Below are 18230 nucleotides of genomic sequence, written 5' to 3'. Positions count from 1 at the left end.
GGCTCAGCCCCGGTTGGCCGTCGCGGCCCCGTCTACATGGGCGCCCGCTTTCTGGTCGGCCTTCAGGTCAGTGATCCGGCTGCCCACGCGCAGCTTGCCGGTGCCGTCGACGACGATGCGGTCGCCGACCTTCAGTCCCTGCGTGACCTCGGCCTTGCCGTCGCGGCGGCTGCCGACCTTGACGTCGGCGCGCTCGACCGAGGAATCGGGCTTGACCCGGTAGACGAAGCTGTCGGTGCCGACCTGCACGATCGAGATTTCCGGCACCAGCAGCGCCTGGCGCTCCGGCCGTACCAGCGTCACCTGCAGCAGCATGCCCGGACGCAGTTCGCGGCCGTCGTTGGCGAAGTCGCCGCGTACAGTGATCGCGCGGGTGGCTTCGTCGACGCGCGCATCGATCGTGCTGACAACGCCCTCGAAGCGGCGGCCCGGATAGGCCGTGCTGGTGCCGCTGACCTGCTGGCCAACGGCGAGGCTGGCCAGCATCGCCTCCTGCACCGGGAAGTCGACATAGACACGCGCGGTGTCGTCCAGGGTGGCGATCGGCGTGCCCGGCGTGACCAGCGCGCCCGGGCTGACCTGGCGGATGCCCAGTACGCCACTGAATGGTGCGCGGATCACGCGGTCGCCGATGTCGGCGCGCATCTGCGCGACGCGGGCGCGGGCGACGTCGCGTGCGGCGCGCTGGGTGTCGAGGGTGGAGCGTGCGATCAGTTGCTGCCCGGCCAGTTCGGTCTGGCGCTGGAAGAGCTGCTCGGATTCGTTGGCCGCCGCTTCGGCCTGGGCCAGGGCAGCCTGCTGCTGGCGGCCGGTCAGGGTGATCAGCGGCGCACCGGCAACGACGATGTCGCCGCTGTTGAAATGCACCTGCTCCACCGTCTCGCTGACCTTGGCGCTCACTGTGATCGACTCGCGCGCCTTGACGTTGCCCAGCGCCAGCACGGTGTCGCTCCAGGGCTGCATGGTCACCTGCTGGGTGGTCACCGGGATCGGACGATCGCCGCCGCCGTCGCGCTGCTTGGCGTCATTGCTGCCGCACGCGGCCAGCGCGAAGGCGAAAACCAGCAGGCAGCTGGCTTGGAATCCCGGGGTAAGTCGCATGCGGCTCTCTGAACGTGGGGCAGCGGCGTGCCCAAACCATTGGATTCTAGCTGTCCAGGGTTAACGCCTGCGTAGGCCATTGGTTGACAGCTCACTGTGCACAGCCTGTGACTGCCTGACCTGCGGCCAGGGAGGCAGGGGCCGCCCTCGCCCCTGCTCCCCGCCGGGCTCCCCGGACTCCCACGGCGCCCGGACTATGGCAATCTGCGCCGGCGATCACACTGTCGGCGCCCCATCGGCGCCCGGCCCTCGCCACGCGACGGCCCCGCACGACTTCCCACCCCAGCCTGGAGTCGAAAGAAATGATCCACGACAGCATCCTCGACACGATTGGCCGCACCCCCGTTGTGCGCCTGCATCGCCTCGCTCCCGACCACGTCACCGTGTACGCCAAGGTGGAAGCCTTCAATCCCGGCGGCTCGGTCAAGGACCGCCTGGCGCTGGCGATCATCCTCGACGCCGAAGCGCGCGGCCAGCTCAAGCCGGGCGACACGGTGGTGGAGGCGACCTCGGGCAACACCGGCGTGGCGCTGGCCATGGTCTGCGCCGCGCGCGGCTACAAGTTCGTCGCGACGATGTCGGAAACGTTCTCGATGGAGCGCCGCAAGCTGATGCGTGCCTTCGGCGCCAAGGTCATCCTGACCCCGGCCGCCGAACGCGGCAGCGGCATGGTGCGCCGCGCCGAGGAGCTGGCGAAGAAGCACGGCTGGTTCCTCGCCCGCCAGTTCGAGAACGAGGCCAATCCCGCCTACCACCGCCAGACCACCGCGGCCGAGATCCTGCGCGATTTCGCCGGACGCCGGCTCGACCATTTCGTCACCGGCTGGGGCACTGGCGGCACGCTCACCGGCGTCGGCGAGGTGCTGAAAGTCGCTCGACCGGAAGTGCGCGTGACCACCTGCGAACCGGCCGGCGCTGCGCTGCTGTCGGGCAAGGAATGGCAGCCGCACAAGATCCAGGGCTGGACTCCCGACTTCGTTCCGGCGGTGCTCAACCGCGACGTCGCCGACGCGATCCTGCCGATCGACGACGTGCTCGCACGCGACACCGCGCGGCGCCTGGCCAGCGAGGAAGGCATCTTCGTCGGCATCTCCGCCGGTGCCACCGCCGCGGCGGCGCTGGAAGTGGCGCGCAATGCCGAGAAGGGTTCGGTGATCCTGGCGATGCTGCCCGACACCGGCGAGCGCTACCTGAGCACGTTCCTGTTCGAGGGCGTCAACGAGGGTTCCGACGACGAGTGGCTGGCGGGGTTGTAAGCAACCCGGAACCGTCATGAACATGCACGTGTTCGAAGGCGACATCACGATCCTGGCGGTCGACGCCATCGTCAATGCCGCCAACGAGACACTGCTCGGTGGCGGCGGCGTCGACGGTGCGATCCACCGCGGCGCCGGCCCCGGCCTGCTCGAGGAATGCCGCAAGCTGCCGCAGGTGCGGCCCGGTGTTCGCTGCCCGACCGGCGAGGCGCGCATCACCGGAGGCCATCGCCTTCCCGCGCGCCATGTGATCCACACCGTCGGGCCGATCTGGCACGGCGGCCATGCGGGTGAGCCCGCGTTGCTCGCGGCCTGCTATCGCAACAGCCTGGAGCTGGCGTTGCAGCACGGTGTCGAATCGATCACCTTCCCCGCCATCAGCTGCGGCGTCTACGGCTACCCACCGCAACTGGCGGTGCCGTTGGCGGTGGCGACGGTGGATGCATGGCAGGCCGCGCACAAGCAACCGATTGCAGTGACCTTCGCCTGCTTCGGCAGCGACATGGCGCAGCGTTACCGCGCTGTGCTGGATTCGATCTAGGCGACGCGAGCCAGGCGACGCGAGTCACCCCTGCGGCACGCCCGCCATGTCCGGCAGGCGATGCGCCACGCCCTTGTGGCAATCGATGCAGGTCTTCTCGCCCGTGCCCAGCCAGCGCTTGTGGATCTGCGACGCGCGTGATCCCTGCCGGGTCAGGTCCATCGAGTCGTAGTCGTGGCAGTTGCGGCATTCCAGCGAATCGTTGGCCTTCAAACGTGACCATTCGTGCATCGCCAGTTCCAGGCGGTGGTCGAGGAACTTCTCGCGCGTGTTGATGGTGCCGAAGAGCTTGCCCCACACTTCCTTCGACGCCTGCATCTTGCGCGCGATCTTGTCCGTCCACTGATGCGGGACATGGCAGTCCGGGCAGGTCGCGCGCACGCCGGAGCGGTTGCTGTAGTGGATCGTCGACTTGAGCTCCTGGAACACGTTGTCGTGCATCTCGTGGCAACCGGTGCAGAACTTCTCGGTGTTGGTCGCCTCCAGCGCGGTGTTGAACCCGCCCCAGAACAGGATGCCGGCGATGAACCCCGCGGCCACCAAGAAGCCCAAGCTGTAATGCACGCTGGGCGAGCGCAGCGTGCGCAGGTACGGTTTGAGACGCTCGAACCAGCGCCGGAACATCACGGGTTCCCCTTCGCTTCAGCGGCGGCGAGGACCTTGTCGATGTCCTCGAAGTTGTTGGCGACCAGCACCGGCGCATCGGTCTGCACCACGTGGCACTGGTTGCAGAAGTACCGGCGCGAAGAGATCGACGCCAGGAACTGGTCGTCGCGGTCCATGTAGTGGGTCACGCTGACCGGCGGCGCCTGGAACTTCTCGGCATTGGCGCGGGCATGGCAGAGCATGCAGCGGTTGCTGTTCTTGTCGACCTGGTAGCCGTCGATGGCATGCGGGATGGTCGGCGGTTGCATCGGGTAGGCGCGCTCGCGCTTGCGATCGACGTTCTCCACTCGCGCCATCGGCAGCGGCACCGCCTCCTGGTCGACCGGGACGCCACGGCGCAGCGCATCGAGCTGGCGCGCACCGGTGCGACCGATCGCGGACTCCGCGGGCTCCGCCGGCGCGGTCGCCGCGACGCGTGCCTCCGAGGCGCGCTCGTGCTTGCCGACCACTCGCCCGAACAGCCAGCCGGCGAAGAAGATCAGCGCCATCAACCCGACGGTCATGGCGGCGGCAATCCACAAAGGCTTGTTGCGCATGGCGATGCCCTCCTAGGCGCCCAGTACCTTGACCGCGCACTTCTTGAAGTCGGTCTGCTTGGAGATCGGATCGGTGGCGTCGAGCGTGACCTTGTTGATCAGCTGGCCGGCATCGAACCACGGCACGAACACCACGCCCGGCGGCATGCGGTTGCGACCGCGCGTCTCCACCCGCGTGCGCATCTCGCCGCGGCGCGAGATCACGCGCACGTCGTCACCGCGCTTCAGGCCGCGCGCCCTGGCATCGTCGGGATTCATGAAGATCACCGCGGTCGGGAAGCTGCGGTACAGCTCCGGCACGCGCATCGTCATCGAACCCGAATGCCAGTGCTCGAGCACGCGCCCGGTCACCAGCCACATGTCGTATTCCTTGTCCGGCGACTCGGCGGGCGGCTCGTAGGGCAGCGCCCAGATCACCGCGCGGTTGTCCTTGTTGCCGTAGAACTGGTAGCCGGTGCCGGCCTTGACGTAGGGATCGGCGCCTTCGCGGTAGCGCCAGCGCGTTTCCTTGCCGTTGACCACCGGCCAGCGCAGGCCGCGCGTGCGGTGGTAGTCGTCGAACGGCGCCAGGTCATGGCCATGGCCACGACCGAAGGCGGCGTACTCCTCGAACAATCCCTTCTGCACGTAGTAGCCGAAGTGCGTGGACTCGTCGTTGGCGTAGCCCTTCTCGATGTCGTCCAGCGGGAACTTGTCGACATTGCCGTTGCGGTACAGCACGTCGTACAGGGTCTTGCCCTTGAAGGCCGGGTTGGCGGCGAGGATATCCGCCGGCCAGCACTCGTCGGTGGTGAAGCGCTTGGAGAATTCCATCAATTGCCACAGGTCCGAGCGTGCCTGCGCCGGCGCATTGACCAGCTGGTGCCAGAACTGCGTGCGGCGCTCGGCGTTGCCGTAGGCACCCTCCTTCTCCACCCACATCGCCGCCGGCAACACCAGGTCGGCGGCCTGCGCGGTCACGGTCGGATAGGCATCGGAGACGACGATGAAGTTGTCCGGATTGCGATAGCCCGGCCAGCCTTCCTCGCGCAGGTTGGCCGCGGCCTGCATGTTGTTGTTGACCTGCACCCAGTAGGCATTGAGCTTGCCGTCCTTGAGTGCGCGGTTCTGTTCGACCGCGTGGTAGCCGGGCTTGGCCTTGATGATGCCGTGCGGGATCTTCCAGATCTCCTCGGCATGCTTGCGGTGCTCGGGATTGGTCACCACCATGTCGGCCGGCAGGCGATGGCTGAAGGTGCCGACCTCGCGCGCGGTACCGCAGGCCGACGGTTGCCCGGTCAGCGAGAACGGGCTGTTGCCGGGCGTGGCGATCTTGCCGGTCAGCAGGTGCAGGTTGTAGACCATGTTGTTGGCCCACACGCCGCGTGTGTGCTGGTTGAAGCCCATGGTCCAGAACGAGGTGACCTTGATCTTCGGGTCGGCGTAGAGCTCGGCCAGCTTCTGCAACCAGCCCGCTTCCACCCCGGTCATCTCGACCGTCTTCTCCAGCGTGTATGGCGCCACGAATGCGGCGAACTGGTCGAAGTCGATGACCTTGCCGCCGTTGGCATCCTTGGCGTTCTTCGCCTTCACTTCCAGCGGGTGCTCAGGGCGCAGGCCGTAGCCGATGTCGTCGTTGCCCTGCTTGAAGCTGGTGTGCTTGTCGACGAATTCCTTGTTGACCTTGCCGCTCTTGATGATGTGGTTGGCGATGTAGTTGAGGATGACCAGGTCGGTCTGCGGCTTGAACACGATCGGGATGTCGGCCAGCTCGAAGCTGCGATGCTCGAACGTCGACAGCACGGCAACCTTGACGTTGGGATTGGTCAGGCGGCGGTCGGTCACCCGCGTCCACAGGATCGGGTGCATCTCGGCCATGTTCGAACCCCACAACACGAACGCGTCGGCGTGCTCGAAGTCGTCGTAGCAACCCATCGGCTCGTCCATGCCGAAGGTGCGCATGAAGCCCATCACCGCCGAGGCCATGCAGTGGCGCGCGTTCGGATCGATGTGGTTGCTGCGGAAGCCGGCCTTCATCAGCTTGTTGGCGGCGTAGCCCTCGAAGATGGTCCACTGGCCAGAGCCGAACATGCCGATGCCGTCGCCGCCCTTGTTCTTGAGCACACGCTTGAACTGCGCGGCCATGACGTCGAAGGCCTCGTCCCACTCCACTTCGACGAAGTCCCCGTCCTTGGCGTAGACGCCGTCCTTCTTGCGCAGCAGCGGCTTGGTCAGGCGGTCGCTGCCGTACATGATCTTCGACAGGAAGTAGCCCTTGATGCAGTTGATGCCACGGTTGACCTCGGCATGGACATCGCCGTGCGTGGCAACGACGCGACCGCTCTTGACGGCGACGTTGACGCCGCAGCCGGTGCCGCAGAACCGGCACGGCGCCTTGTCCCACTTCAACGCGGTCAGGTCGCCTTCGGTGACGATGTTGGCGGCGCCACCCGGCAGTGACATGCCGGCGGCGGCCGCGGCGGTGGTGACCGCGGTATTGCGGATGAACTCGCGGCGGGTGGTCATGGCGCGACTCCGGTGACGGTAAGTGTGGGCATGGGCGCGTCGAGCGCATCGCCCGGTTCGGCGTGGTGGTAGACCAGCAGCACGTTGAGCACGCCCGGGACGGAGCGCAGGGCCTCGATGCGATCGAGCAGCGCGTACTGGTCGGCGCATTCGCACAGCACGATGCTGCGCGTGCCCTCGCTGCGCGCCAGCTCCATGTCGTCGCTGGCGGCTATCCAGGTCGCGAGAGCGGCCGCGGCCTCGTCACGGTGCTGGACGACGAAGCTGGCGATGTGGACTTCGTTGGCGCTGGTATCGCTGCTCATGCCTGCTCCTGCTGCATCAGTGTCAGAGCGTCGACCGGACACACGCTCACGCAGGCACCGCAGCCGGTGCAGCGCGCGGGGTCGATGACGGGCGTCGGCACGGAAGTCGAAAGGGGGAACGCGATCGCCCGCTCCGGGCAGGCATCGCGGCAGCTCGAACAGACCACGCCATGGCGCGGCAGGCAGGCGTCGCCGGCGCTGGCCAGCGTGCGCCAGGGGACGTCGACAGCGGCGCGATTGATCGCCCTCGGCTCGCACGCGTCGGCGCAATCGCCGCAGAAGGTGCACTCACCCAGGCGCGGGTCGAACACGGCGTAGCCGGCGGCACCGCGCACGAGCACCTGCTCGGGGCAGCGCTCGATGCAGGCGCCGCAGCCGGTGCAGGCCTCGACGAAGTCGGCTTCGGCCAACGCCCACGGCGGGCGCAGCGGCGCGCGGGCCTGGCTGCGGCCCAGCAGCAGCGCGCGACGTGAGCGATCCGGCACGGCGGACATGTCAGTGGCCCGTCGGCGGGCCGGCGAACATCTGCCAGATCCAGACCAGGAAACCGTAGCCGGCGACGATCATCACCGTCACCAGCGGGAATACGACCGCGGTCAGCAGCAGGAAGGCGATGCGTTCGCGCCGTTTGATGACCGCGTGGTCTGGCTGGCCCATGGCTGGCTCCATCACGAAGATCCATTCCGTTCGCAGCGAGGATGACGCCACGCTCCGTCGCCTTCCTTGATCCAACTCAAATCCGGTCAGGAAGGGACGGATCAACGCCGCCGTCATTGGTAACCCACGGCGTGTTAAGGCCTCGTGTTAACGCTCCGTAAAATGACCGCGTGCGCGGGCTTCAGCCGCATTTACACCGTACCGGCGCACGATCCGGAAGTCCGGCAATGGAGCTGTTTGATGCGCCCGGGACTCGCTGCGCTGTTGTTATGGTCGGCCGCCGCAAGTGGCGCGGGCGCGGTCGGCAAAGATGATCAGCTGCTCTTCGTCAGCGTCCAGTATGGGAACCGTGCCCAGCTGCAATACCTGGCGGCACGTTTCCAGCACGTGAGCGTTGACGAGCACGCCCGAACCGCCGCGTTCGAGGCGACCTACGACGAGTACCTTGCGCTGCGCAGGGCTGGTGTCGATGCCCGCGTCGACGAGGTCGCCACCGAACGCATGCGCGAAGTGGATGAAGCGCTGCTGCAATCCGGGCAGGTGCGCACCGAGGCGATCCCCGGGTTCGCCTGCTACCGCACCATCGAGGAAACCTACGACACAATGCAGCAGATCGCGCGAGACCGGCCGGATCTGGCGCGGGTCGTGGACATCGGTCCGAGCTGGCTGCGCAGTCGCGATCCGGCGGCGGGCTACCCGATGAAGGTGCTGGTGCTCGGAAACAGCGCCACCGACGCCAGCATTGCCAACAAGCCGAGCATGGTGCTGCTGGGCTCCATCCATGCGCGCGAGTACACGCCTGCTGAGGTGCTGACCCGCTTCGCGCAATGGCTGGTCGACGGGTACGGCAGCAACGCCGAGGCGACGTGGTTGCTGGATACGTACCGCTTCCACTTCGTGTTGCAGGGCAATCCGGACGGGCGCAAGCGCGCCGAGGCTGGCGCCTCGTGGCGCAAGAACGTCAACACCAGCAACGGTTCGTGCACCGCCAGCAACTACGGCATCGACCTCAACCGCAATTTCCCGTTTCGCTGGAACGGCGCCGCCGGTGGCTCCAGCGGCAATCCGTGCGCGGGCACTTATCGCGGTCCGCAGCAGGGTTCGGAGCCGGAAACGCAGAACCTGCTGCGCTACATCGCCGGTGTCGCCGATGCCGGCGGCACCTGGCGCGGCGGCGTGTTCCCCGATCGCCGTGGCGATGCCGCCACGGCCGCGGCACCGCAGGACTATCGCGGTCTGTTCGTCGACCTGCACAGCTACTCGCGCCTGGTGCTGTGGCCTTGGGCGTACTCCTCCACGGCGACCGCGAACGCGACGGCGCTGCGCACGCTCGGCCGCCGGATTGCCTGGCACAACGGTTATGCGCCGAAGCAGTGGGTCGGGCTGTATGTCGCCGACGGCACCAACACCGACACGATGTACGGCCTGCTCGGCGTGCCCAGCTACACGATCGAGATGGGCGTGGCGTTCTTCGAGAGCTGCGCGACGTTCGAGTCCACCACGCTGCCGAAGAACCTGGCGGCATTGCGCTACGCCGCGCGCAACCTGACCGCGCCTTACGTCTATCCGACCGGGCCCGACACGCTGGCGGTGGCGGTATCGCCGGCGAGCGTCAGCGCCGGCCAGGCAGTGACCGTGACCGCCACGATCGACGACGGCCGCAGCAACCAGAGCAACGGTGCCGAGCCGGTGCACGCGATCCGCGCCGCTTCGGCCTACCTCGACCAGCGTCCCTGGACCGCCGGTGCGACCAGGGTCGCGATGCAGCCCAGCGACGGCACTTGGGACACCAGCCGCGAGAGCGTTCGCGCGGTGGTCAACACGCAGGGCCTGGCGCCAGGCCGCCATGTCGTCTTCGTCCGCGGCAGCGACGCCGGTGGCAGCGTCGGCACGCCGGATGCGGCGTATTTCACGGTAATCGCCGACTAGGCACACCGGTCCGCCGGCAGACCACTCGCCAACAAAAAAGCCGGCACAAGGCCGGCTTTTCTGATGGTTCCTGAAAGCGACGCTTACGCGGCCTGCTTCCACTGGCCAAGCGCGGCGAGGCCGTTGTCACGAGCGCGCTCGTACACCGTCTGCTGGGCCTTGGCGAAGTTGTTGATCAGGTCCTGCGACCACAGCTTCAGGGCCGCCTGCTGCATGGCGCGGCCGTAGGAGAACGACAGCGGCCACGGGTTCGGACCCATCTGGTTCATGGCGTTGAGGTGCGCGGTGGCGTCCTCGTCGGCCTGGCCACCGGACAGGAACACGATGCCCGGCAGGGTCGCCGGCACGGTCGACTTCAGGCACTGCAGGGTCGCCGCGGCGACGTCCTCGACGCTGGCCTTCTCGCCGCTGGTGGTGCCCGGCAGGATCATCGAAGCCTTCAGGATCGTGCCTTCCAGCATCACGTTGTGCTCGTACAGAGAAGCGAACAGCGAACGCAGCGTGACCTCGGTGACCTCGTAGCAGGTCTCGATGTCGTGCGAACCGTCCATGATCACTTCCGGCTCGACCATCGGCACCAGACCCTGCTCCTGGCACAGCGCCGCGTAGCGGGCCAGCGCATGGGCATTGGAGTCGATGCAGGTACCCGACGGGATGTCGTCACCGATGTTGATCACCGCGCGCCACTTGGCGAAACGGGCGCCGAGCTTGTAGTACTCCTCCAGGCGCGCACGCAGGCCATCGAGGCCTTCGGTGACGACTTCGCCCGGGAAGCCGGCCAGCGCATGAGTGCCCTTGTCGACCTTGATGCCCGGGATCATGCCGTTGTCGGACATGTACTGGGCGAACGGGATGCCGCTCTTGGTCGACTGTCGGATGGTCTCGTCGAACAGGATCGCGCCGGAGATGTAGTCGTTCAGCTTGGGCGTGGCCAGCAGCAGCTCGCGGTAGGCGCGGCGATTCTCTTCGGTGTTCTCGATGCCGACGCCTGCGAAGCGCTTGGCAATGGTGCTGGTGGACTCATCGATGGCGATGATTCCCTTGCCCGGGGCCACCATGGCCTGGGCGGTTTCGGCAAGCTGTTCGATGCTCATGAGACGTCCTGCGGGAGCGGTGGGAAGCCCGGCATTATAGCGGCAGCGCAGCATTCCCGCCCGGGGCCGGCCACGGTGAATCAATGACTTGCGCAACCGGCACCCCGAATTTCAATACCAATTTCGGGCGCCGTTGCCGGCCCGCGCCGGCTCACTGCCCAGCGATGGCCTGGCGCAACGTGTGGTTGGCGGCGTCCCGCGTCTTCAGCGGCTGGCCGTACTCGTCCACCCCCGGGAAGAAATCGGCGGCAGGATCGATGTTGCGCTTGAGTGCCGCGATCTGCGCGTAGCAGTCGGTCAACTCGCCGGCGTGCGGACAACCAAGCAGATGGTAGAACTCGTGCACTGTCGCCTTGCCCGGCGGCGTGAACACCTGGTTGAGCGAGACCTGCGTGGCCACCACGAAGCCGCGCGTGTGGGTGGGATCATCGACGCTGCCCAGCACTTCGGGCATCAGCAGGCCCCAGAGGAAATCGCCGGCGTTGCGGTCGACGAAGGCCACCAGGCGATCGCACGGCGCTTCCAGTTCGTGTGCGATGACATCGTCGAACAGGCTGCGGTGGGCGAAACCGGAACGCGTCCATGGCCGCACCCAGGGCACCACCACGTCGATGCCGTAGGGCTCGAACTCGGTGTTGACCGCGGCGATCAACTTCTCGACGCGCTGCTCGCTGACATCGGCCGTGCGCAGCACGCACACGCGCATCTGCACCGGCGGACCGTAATTGACGGCGAATCGCTCCTGGGTGTGCATGCCCACGGTCGTGCACGCGCACAGCATGATGCTGGAGGCGATTGTCGCGATGCCTTGCAACAGCAGCGACGAGCGGCTGGGTCTACCGAACCTTGCGTTTGCCACGGCAATTCCCCTGGGGGAGGGATTGCTATCGCCAACGCGCCCGGATTGATCAGGCGGCCATCACGCCGCCTTCGCACGATTTCCAGCATTCGTAGGAGCGAACTTCGTCGCGAGCAAGCTCGCTCCTGCGGATGGCAGGCTAGAGTTCGCCCAGGCCTTCGGCGGTGCCGTCCGCACCGACCTGCAACAGGCGCAGCGTGTTGGTCGCGCCGTGCTGTTCCATGTGGTCGCCGCTGGTGAACATCACCCGGTCACCGACGCTGAGACGGTCCTGGTCGTACAGTTCCTTGATCGCGCTGCGCGCGGCGTCACGCGAACTCAGGCCACGGCTGTCGAAGGCATAGGCGACGACATCGCGCATCATCGTCATGCGACGACGCGCGCCGTCGTGGCGCGACATCGCGAAGATCGGCACCTGCGAGCGGAAGCGCGACAGGAAGCGCGCGGTACCGCCCGATTCGGTCATCGCCACGATCGCGCGCACGCCGATGTGCTCGGACAGGAACATGGCCGCCATCGCGATCGCCTGGTCGGCACGCTCGAGGTTGCGCGGGGCGGCCTCGAAATCGGTGTCGCGGTTGAACTGGCGTTCGGCACCCAGGCAGATGCGCGCCATCGCCTCGACCGCCTTCACCGGATAGCGGCCGGCGGCCGATTCCTGCGACAGCATGACCGCGTCGGTACCGTCGATCACGGCGTTGGCGACGTCGAGCACTTCGGCGCGGGTCGGGATCGGGCTGTCGACCATCGATTGCAGCATCTGCGTGGCGGTGATCACCACGCGATTGCGCTCGAGCGCCTCGCGAATGATCTTCTTCTGCAGGCCGGGCAGCTCGGCATCGCCGATCTCCACGCCCAGGTCGCCGCGCGCGACCATGACCACGTCGCTGGCGTCGACGATCTCCGACAGGTTCTCGATCGCCTCGGCACGCTCGATCTTCGACACCAGTGCGGCGTCGCAGCCGGCGGCGCGGGCAATGCGGCGCGCCTCGTTCATGTCTTCGGCGTTGCGGCAGAACGACACCGCGATGAAGTCTGCGCCCAGTTCGGCCGCGACCAGGATCAGTTCCTTGTCGCGCTCGGTCAGCGCGCCCAGCGACAGGCCGCCGCCCTGCTTGTTGAGGCCCTTGCGGTCCGACAGTGCGCCGTCGTTGAGGACGGTGGTGATGATGCGCTCGCCTTCGATCGCTCCGACGCGCAGCTGCAGCAGGCCATCGTCGAGCAGCAGGACGTCGCCGGGGCGCACGTCGTCGGGCAGGCCGAGGTAGCTCACGCCGACCTCGCGCAGGTTGCCGGGAGGCGCATCGGCGCTGGCGACCAGGTCGAAGCGGTCGCCGGCCTTGAGCAGGACCTTGCCTTCGGCGAATCGCTCGATGCGGATCTTCGGACCGGGCAGGTCGGCGAGGATGCCGACTTCCACGCCGACACGTTTGGCCGCTTCGCGCACGGCTTCGGCGCGGGCGACCTGCGAGGACGGATCGCCGTGCGAGAAATTGAGTCGGACTACGTCGACGCCGGCAGTGAGCAGTGCGTCGAGGACGCCCGGCGGATCAGTGGCCGGGCCGAGGGTGGCGAGGATCTTGGTGCGGCGCTGGGTGGTCGTCATCGAATGCTGCTTCGCCTGGTGCGGATTGTCGGTGCGGATTGGCTCAAGAGCGAATCCGTTGATTCGGGCGACGCTAGCACAGCTGTGCGGTCATTCGAATTGAATACGCATGCAATCCGGGACGAGGGTCGTCCATACCGCGGGGCATGCAGGCAAGTGGTCTGGAATCACCCCACCAAAAGCAGACCACCCACACTCCCGACCCGCGATCAGGCCGCCAGCAGCCCCTGCAGCTCCCCGGGCGCAGCCGCCAGGTGCAGCGCCCCGGCCTCGCGCAGTTCCGCCTCGCCACCAAAACCCCACAGCACGCCGACATTGCGCATGCCGTGATGACGCGCGCCTTCGATGTCCATGCGCCGGTCGCCGATCATCCAGCACTCGCCGGCGGCAACGTCGAAGCGCCGCAACGCTTCGGCGATCAACTGGTCCTTGTGGCTGATGCGACCGTCCAGGGTCGCGCCGACGATGTCGTCGAAGCGATGCCCGAACGGCAGGTGCGCGGCGATCTTGCGTGCGTGCGGCTCGTTCTTGGCGGTGACCACCGCCAGCCGATGCCCGGCCGCATGCAGCGCCTCGATCGTCTCGCCGATGCCGGCATAGACCTCGTGCTCGGCCCAGCCGTCGCTCTCGAAGCGGTCGCGGTAGTGCAGCACCGCCTGCTCGACGTCCTGCGGATCGTCGAGCAGCGGACCAAAGCTGGTGCGCAGCGCCGGACCTATCCAGCGCCGCAGTTCCGACTGCGGCGGCACCGGCAGGCCCATCTTCACCAGTGCATGCTCGACGCAGCGGGTGATGCCGACGGCCGAGTCGATCAGCGTGCCGTCCATGTCGAAGAACACCGTGGCCATCGCGGTTACGGACTCAGCCGCGCGCCTTGAGCGCGGTCACGGCCGGCAGTTCCTTGCCTTCGAGAAACTCGAGGAAGGCGCCGCCGCCGGTGGAGATGTAGGACACGTCCTGCTCGATGCCGTACTTGTCGACCGCGGCCAGGGTGTCGCCGCCGCCGGCGATCGAAAACGCCTTGCTGGACGCAATCGCACGCGCCAGGGTTTGCGTACCCTTGCCGAACGCATCGAACTCGAACACGCCGACCGGGCCGTTCCAGACCACGGTGCCGGCGGCCTTGATCAGCTCGGCATAACGCGCCGCGGTGTCCGGGCCGATGTCGAGGATCATGTCGTCGGCGCCGACGGCATCGACGGCCTTGACCGTGGCCGGCGCATCGGCGGCGAAGGCCGGCGCGACCACGACATCGGTCGGCACCGGGATGTCGGCGCCGCGGGCCTTGGCGTCGGCCATGATCTTCTTCGCGGTGTCGATCAGGTCGTTCTCGACCAGCGACTTGCCGACGCCGTGGCCCATCGCGGCGATGAAGGTGTTGGCGATGCCGCCGCCGACGATCAGCTGGTCGACCTTGCTGACCAGCGACGACAGCAGTTCAAGCTTGGTCGAGACCTTCGAGCCGGCGACGATCGCCAGCAGCGGACGCGCCGGGTTGTCGAGCGCCTTGGCCAGCGCATCGAGTTCGGCCATCAGCAGCGGACCGCCGGCGGCGACCTTGGCGAAGCGGATCGCGCCGTGCGTGGACGCCTGCGCGCGGTGGGCGGTGCCAAAGGCGTCCATGACGTAGACGTCGCACAGCGCCGCGTACTTCTTCGACAGCGCTTCGTCGTCCTTGCCTTCGCCGACATTCATGCGGCAGTTCTCGAGCAGCACCAACTGACCCGGTGCGACATCGACGCCGTCAACCCAGTCCTTGACCAGCGGCACGTCGATGCCGAGCAGCTCCGACAGGCGCCTGGCGACCGGCGCCAGCGAATCGGCCTCGCTCCACACGCCTTCCTTCGGCCGCCCCAGGTGCGAGGTGACCATCACCGCCGCGCCTTTCTCCAGCGCCAGCTTCATCGTCGGCACGGCGGCGGTGATGCGCTGTTCGGAGGTGATGCGACCGTCGTCGATCGGCACGTTGAGGTCTTCGCGGATCAGCACGCGCTTGCCGGCGAGGTCGAGGTCGGACATGCGGAGGATGGACATGGGCATTGGCCTTTGAAGCCCCCCTTTCGTGGGGAGGGTTGGGAGGGGATGGGTTGCAGTCGCGACAACGCGACGAGGACCGGCATTGTCCCTTCGATGCTCCCGCACGGCAAATCCGCGCCAGCACTCGCTCACAACTTATCCACAACATTTAGCGTTGACGGATCATCCAACCCCCACTATGTTGTGGCCGTCGGTGCCGACCTCGCGGTCGGCTTAAAAGGGAAGTCCGGTGCGGCCACGCTCACAGCGAGCGGCCAACTCCGGCGCTGCCCCGCAGCGGTAGTGGAAACGAACGCCGTCATGGCACTGGGCATGGGCCTGGGAAGCGACGGTCATTAGGTGAGGCACCAGCGGCATGCGCCCGGTCCTCGCGTCCAGAGCCCGAAGACCTGCCGACAGCCGCGCGTTGCACACCGCGCGGTGACCGGCCAGCGAGTCTTCGGAGGGAAGACGGTCGGTGTCGCAGGGTGGCGCCCGTTTTCTCTCGAGGAACGCGCCCGCCACCACAGGTCCGTCTCGGCCTGCGCGACGCCGCAACCGCACGCTTCGGAACCCGCGCCACGTTGCCCTTCGAGGGAAGGACAACGAGCCGTGCGCCCACGCACCGGAGCTACCGCCATGACCACCACCACCAACGCGCCTGCCGTGAGCAAGCCTGCCGCCGCCACGTCCGCGCAGGCCGGCTCGGAACAGACCGCCCCCGCCGGCTTCACCCTGACCCCGCCGGCCGCCAACCTCACAATGACGGTGACCAAGCGCAACGGCCGCCGCGACCCGGTCGACCTCAACAAGATCGTGCGCGCGGTGACGCGCAACTGCGAAGGCCTGTTCTCCGTAGATCCGATGCGCGTTGCCACGCGCACCATCTCCGGCCTGTATGACGGCGCGACCACGCGCGAGCTCGACGAACTGTCGATCCGCACCGCCGCCCTGCTCACTGCCGAAGAACCCGAATACGGCCGCCTCGCCGCGCGCCTGCTCGCCGGCGTGATCGAGAAGGAAGTCGCCGGCATCGAGATCCACGCGTTCTCGCAGTCGGTGCAGCGCGGCTTCGACCTAGGCCTGATCAACGAGCGCCTGCTGACCTTCGTCCAGGCCAACGCGCGCAAGCTCAACGACGCGATCGACCCGAGCCTCAACCAGCGCTTCGACTACTTCGGCCTGCGCACGCTCTACGACCGCTACCTGCTGCGCCACCCGACCGCGCGCACGGTGATCGAGACGCCGCAGCAGTTCTTCCTGCGCATCGCCTGCGCACTGAGCGAGGATGTCAGCGACGCGCTGGCGCTGTACCGGCGCATGGCGCAGCTGGATTACATCCCCAGCTCGCCGACGCTGTTCAATTCCGGCACCACGCACGAGCAGCTGTCGAGCTGCTTCCTGCTCGACTCGCCGGAAGACTCGCTGGAAAGCATCTACAAGCGCTACATGGACGTGGCCAAGCTGAGCAAGTTCAGCGGTGGCATCGGCCTGAGCTACACCCGCATCCGTTCGCGCGGCTCGCTGATCCGCTCGACCAACGGCCTGAGCAACGGCATCGTGCCGTGGCTGAAGACACTCGACGCCTCGGTCGCCGCGGTCAATCAGGGCGGCAAGCGCAAGGGCGCGGCCTGCGTGTACCTGGAGCCGTGGCACGCCGACGTTGAGGAGTTCCTGGAACTGCGCGACAACACCGGTGACGAGGCGCGGCGCACGCACAACCTCAACCTGGCCAACTGGATTCCCGACGAGTTCATGCGCCGGGTCGAGGCCGACGGCGACTGGTCGCTGTTCGACCCGGCCAGGGTGCCGCAGCTGACCGACCTGTGGGGCGAGGCCTTCGACCGCGCCTACCACGCCGCCGAAGTGGCCGGCCTTGCGGCGCGCACCGTCAAGGCACGCGAGCTGTACAGCCGCATGGTGCGCACGCTGGCGCAGACCGGCAACGGCTGGATGAACTTCAAGGACAAGTCCAACCGCGCCTGCAACCAGACCCTGCGCGAAGGCAACGTGGTGCACCTGTCGAACCTGTGCACGGAGATCCTGGAAGTCACCTCACAGGACGAGACCGCGGTGTGCAACCTGGGCTCGATCAACCTCTCCCACCACGTCGAGCTGTTCGCCGAGGGTCCGGTGCACGGTGAGGACGGTCGCTTCGACTTCGAGAAGCTCGCCGAGACCGTGCGCCTGGCCGTGCGCCAGCTCGACCGCGTGATCGACCTGAACTTCTACCCGATCGAGACCGCCCGCCGCGCCAACCTCAAGTGGCGCCCGGTCGGCCTGGGCGTGATGGGCCTGCAGGACGTGTTCTTCAAACTGCGCATGCCGTTCGACTCCGACCAGGCGCGCGCACTGTCGAAGCAGATCGCCGAGGCGGTGTACTTCCATGCACTGTCGGCTTCCAACGAGCTGGCGATGGAACGCGGCCGCCATCCGTCCTTCGCCGACACGCGCGCCTCGCAGGGCGAGCTGCAGTTCGAAGCCTGGGGCGTGACGCCGTCCGACGCCCACGGCTGGGACAGCCTGCGTGCCCGCATCGCCGAGCACGGCCTGCGCAACTCGCTGCTGATCGCGATCGCGCCGACGGCGACCATCGCCTCCATCGCCGGCTGCTACGAGTGCATCGAGCCGCAGGTGTCGAACCTGTTCAAGCGCGAGACGCTGTCGGGCGACTTCCTCGTGGTCAACCGCTACCTCGCCGAAGAACTCAAGACGCTGGGCCTGTGGACGCCGGAACTGCGCGACCGCATCAAGATGGCCGAAGGCTCGATCCAGGGCATCACGCAGATTCCCGAGTCGCTGCGCGCGGTCTATCGCACCGCGTGGGAACTGCCGATGCGCTCGCTGATCGACATGGCCGCCGACCGCGGCGCCTTCATCGACCAGAGCCAGTCGCTGAACCTGTTCATCGAGAGCCCGAACATCGGCCAGCTGTCGTCGATGTACATGTACGCGTGGAAGAAGGGGCTGAAGACCACTTACTACCTGCGCTCGCGTCCGGCGACGAAGATCGCCAAGGCCACCGTCAGCGGCGTCGCCGAAGCGGCCAAGCCGGAGTACAGCGCGGTGGAAGCCGTGGCGTGCTCGCTCGAGAACCCGGAAAGCTGCGAGGCCTGCCAGTAGTTGCGCCAGGGAGAGGGGACGCGCCCTCCCCCCAGG

Annotated in this window: 16 protein-coding genes and 1 riboswitch; of the genes, 4 read left to right on the top strand and 12 right to left on the bottom strand. The window is 67.3% G+C overall.

Translation table 11 applies throughout. The features are described 5' to 3' along the window. Nucleotides 1-3: 3 nt before the first annotated feature. Nucleotides 4-1101, bottom strand: a complete 1098-nt coding sequence (locus HIV01_RS17435; protein ID WP_200604147.1) for an efflux RND transporter periplasmic adaptor subunit — start codon at nt 1099-1101, stop codon at nt 4-6. Nucleotides 1102-1403: 302 nt separating this feature from the next. Between HIV01_RS17435 and cysK the strand changes: the two genes are divergently transcribed. Both cysK and HIV01_RS17425 read left to right on the top strand, forming a co-directional pair. Continuing rightward, on the top strand, nt 1404-2357 hold the full coding sequence (cysK, locus tag HIV01_RS17430; RefSeq protein ID WP_200604146.1) for a cysteine synthase A: 954 nt from the start codon (nt 1404-1406) through the stop codon (nt 2355-2357). 16 nt (nt 2358-2373) lie between these two features. Next, entirely contained in the window at nt 2374-2898 is a 525-nt protein-coding gene (locus tag HIV01_RS17425) for an O-acetyl-ADP-ribose deacetylase (RefSeq protein WP_200604145.1), read from the top strand. Between the two features lie 24 nt (nt 2899-2922). Here the strand turns inward: HIV01_RS17425 and HIV01_RS17420 are convergent, their stop codons facing one another. Genes HIV01_RS17420 through napE form a run of 6 tightly spaced genes read right to left on the bottom strand, consistent with a single transcriptional unit; the run spans nt 2923 to nt 7567 of the window. Further along, on the bottom strand, nt 2923-3522 hold the full coding sequence (locus HIV01_RS17420) for a NapC/NirT family cytochrome c (RefSeq protein WP_200604144.1): 600 nt from the start codon (nt 3520-3522) through the stop codon (nt 2923-2925). Beyond that, nucleotides 3522-4100 (bottom strand): nitrate reductase cytochrome c-type subunit, encoded by a 579-nt coding sequence (locus HIV01_RS17415; protein WP_200604143.1) that lies wholly within the window; start codon nt 4098-4100, stop codon nt 3522-3524. Before HIV01_RS17415 ends, HIV01_RS17420 begins: the two co-directional genes overlap by 1 nt. A gap of 12 nt (nt 4101-4112) precedes the next feature. Continuing rightward, complete coding sequence (gene napA / locus HIV01_RS17410; RefSeq protein WP_200604142.1) at nt 4113-6605, bottom strand: periplasmic nitrate reductase subunit alpha; 2493 nt, start codon at nt 6603-6605, stop codon at nt 4113-4115. Next, nucleotides 6602-6910: a chaperone NapD gene (locus HIV01_RS17405; protein ID WP_200604141.1), complete on the bottom strand. Its 309-nt coding sequence runs from the start codon at nt 6908-6910 to the stop codon at nt 6602-6604. The genes napA and HIV01_RS17405 overlap by 4 nt, the downstream gene beginning before the upstream one ends. Further along, on the bottom strand, nt 6907-7404 hold the full coding sequence (napF, locus tag HIV01_RS17400; RefSeq protein ID WP_200604140.1) for a ferredoxin-type protein NapF: 498 nt from the start codon (nt 7402-7404) through the stop codon (nt 6907-6909). Before napF ends, HIV01_RS17405 begins: the two co-directional genes overlap by 4 nt. A gap of 1 nt (nt 7405) precedes the next feature. After that, a complete protein-coding gene (gene napE / locus HIV01_RS17395; protein ID WP_200604139.1) occupies nt 7406-7567 on the bottom strand; it encodes a periplasmic nitrate reductase, NapE protein in 162 nt (53 codons plus the stop codon). A gap of 240 nt (nt 7568-7807) precedes the next feature. Here napE and HIV01_RS17390 point away from each other — a divergent pair, with 240 nt between their 5' ends. Beyond that, the gene (locus HIV01_RS17390; protein ID WP_200604138.1) at nt 7808-9496 is read left to right on the top strand and encodes a M14 family zinc carboxypeptidase; all 1689 of its coding nucleotides are present in this window, start codon (nt 7808-7810) and stop codon (nt 9494-9496) included. Nucleotides 9497-9579: 83 nt separating this feature from the next. Here HIV01_RS17390 and HIV01_RS17385 read toward each other — a convergent pair whose 3' ends face one another. The 5 genes from HIV01_RS17385 to HIV01_RS17365 all read right to left on the bottom strand — a co-directional run bounded on the left by HIV01_RS17385 (nt 9580) and on the right by HIV01_RS17365 (nt 15089). After that, complete coding sequence (locus tag HIV01_RS17385; RefSeq protein ID WP_200604137.1) at nt 9580-10590, bottom strand: class I fructose-bisphosphate aldolase; 1011 nt, start codon at nt 10588-10590, stop codon at nt 9580-9582. A gap of 151 nt (nt 10591-10741) precedes the next feature. Beyond that, nucleotides 10742-11344, bottom strand: a complete 603-nt coding sequence (locus HIV01_RS17380; protein ID WP_207527025.1) for a hypothetical protein — start codon at nt 11342-11344, stop codon at nt 10742-10744. A gap of 244 nt (nt 11345-11588) precedes the next feature. After that, nucleotides 11589-13055: a pyruvate kinase gene (gene pyk / locus HIV01_RS17375; protein WP_200604135.1), complete on the bottom strand. Its 1467-nt coding sequence runs from the start codon at nt 13053-13055 to the stop codon at nt 11589-11591. A gap of 209 nt (nt 13056-13264) precedes the next feature. Beyond that, nucleotides 13265-13903, bottom strand: a complete 639-nt coding sequence (locus HIV01_RS17370) for an HAD hydrolase-like protein (RefSeq protein ID WP_200604134.1) — start codon at nt 13901-13903, stop codon at nt 13265-13267. Between the two features lie 13 nt (nt 13904-13916). Then, nucleotides 13917-15089 carry a phosphoglycerate kinase gene (locus HIV01_RS17365; protein WP_200604133.1) on the bottom strand — a complete coding sequence of 391 codons (1173 nt, stop codon included), beginning with the start codon at nt 15087-15089 and terminating at the stop codon, nt 13917-13919. A 177-nt stretch (nt 15090-15266) separates the two neighbouring features. Further along, nucleotides 15267-15503, top strand: a riboswitch (cobalamin riboswitch). A gap of 330 nt (nt 15504-15833) precedes the next feature. Here HIV01_RS17365 and HIV01_RS17360 point away from each other — a divergent pair. Continuing rightward, entirely contained in the window at nt 15834-18194 is a 2361-nt protein-coding gene (locus HIV01_RS17360) for a ribonucleoside-diphosphate reductase subunit alpha (RefSeq protein ID WP_245157019.1), read from the top strand. Nucleotides 18195-18230 lie beyond the last annotated feature (36 nt).

Origin of the sequence: Lysobacter arenosi (genome assembly GCF_016613475.2) — a bacterium.
In the GTDB taxonomy this organism is placed as follows: domain Bacteria; phylum Pseudomonadota; class Gammaproteobacteria; order Xanthomonadales; family Xanthomonadaceae; genus Lysobacter_J; species Lysobacter_J arenosi.
This window is presented reverse-complemented; position numbering and strand designations above follow the sequence as displayed.

Excerpts from the sequence above, each read along its gene's own strand:
- HIV01_RS17435 (WP_200604147.1), bottom strand. The coding sequence starts at position 1,101 with ATGCGACTTACCCCGGGATTCCAAGCCAGCTGCCTGCTGGTTTTCGCC.
- cysK (WP_200604146.1), top strand. The coding sequence starts at position 1,404 with ATGATCCACGACAGCATCCTCGACACGATTGGCCGCACCCCCGTTGTG.
- HIV01_RS17425 (WP_200604145.1), top strand. The coding sequence starts at position 2,374 with ATGAACATGCACGTGTTCGAAGGCGACATCACGATCCTGGCGGTCGAC.
- HIV01_RS17420 (WP_200604144.1), bottom strand. The coding sequence starts at position 3,522 with ATGTTCCGGCGCTGGTTCGAGCGTCTCAAACCGTACCTGCGCACGCTG.
- HIV01_RS17415 (WP_200604143.1), bottom strand. The coding sequence starts at position 4,100 with ATGCGCAACAAGCCTTTGTGGATTGCCGCCGCCATGACCGTCGGGTTG.
- napA (WP_200604142.1), bottom strand. The coding sequence starts at position 6,605 with ATGACCACCCGCCGCGAGTTCATCCGCAATACCGCGGTCACCACCGCC.
- HIV01_RS17405 (WP_200604141.1), bottom strand. The coding sequence starts at position 6,910 with ATGAGCAGCGATACCAGCGCCAACGAAGTCCACATCGCCAGCTTCGTC.
- napF (WP_200604140.1), bottom strand. The coding sequence starts at position 7,404 with ATGTCCGCCGTGCCGGATCGCTCACGTCGCGCGCTGCTGCTGGGCCGC.
- napE (WP_200604139.1), bottom strand. The coding sequence starts at position 7,567 with ATGGGCCAGCCAGACCACGCGGTCATCAAACGGCGCGAACGCATCGCC.
- HIV01_RS17390 (WP_200604138.1), top strand. The coding sequence starts at position 7,808 with ATGCGCCCGGGACTCGCTGCGCTGTTGTTATGGTCGGCCGCCGCAAGT.
- HIV01_RS17385 (WP_200604137.1), bottom strand. The coding sequence starts at position 10,590 with ATGAGCATCGAACAGCTTGCCGAAACCGCCCAGGCCATGGTGGCCCCG.
- HIV01_RS17380 (WP_207527025.1), bottom strand. The coding sequence starts at position 11,344 with ATGCACACCCAGGAGCGATTCGCCGTCAATTACGGTCCGCCGGTGCAG.
- pyk (WP_200604135.1), bottom strand. The coding sequence starts at position 13,055 with ATGACGACCACCCAGCGCCGCACCAAGATCCTCGCCACCCTCGGCCCG.
- HIV01_RS17370 (WP_200604134.1), bottom strand. The coding sequence starts at position 13,903 with ATGGCCACGGTGTTCTTCGACATGGACGGCACGCTGATCGACTCGGCC.
- HIV01_RS17365 (WP_200604133.1), bottom strand. The coding sequence starts at position 15,089 with ATGTCCATCCTCCGCATGTCCGACCTCGACCTCGCCGGCAAGCGCGTG.
- HIV01_RS17360 (WP_245157019.1), top strand. The coding sequence starts at position 15,834 with ATGACGGTGACCAAGCGCAACGGCCGCCGCGACCCGGTCGACCTCAAC.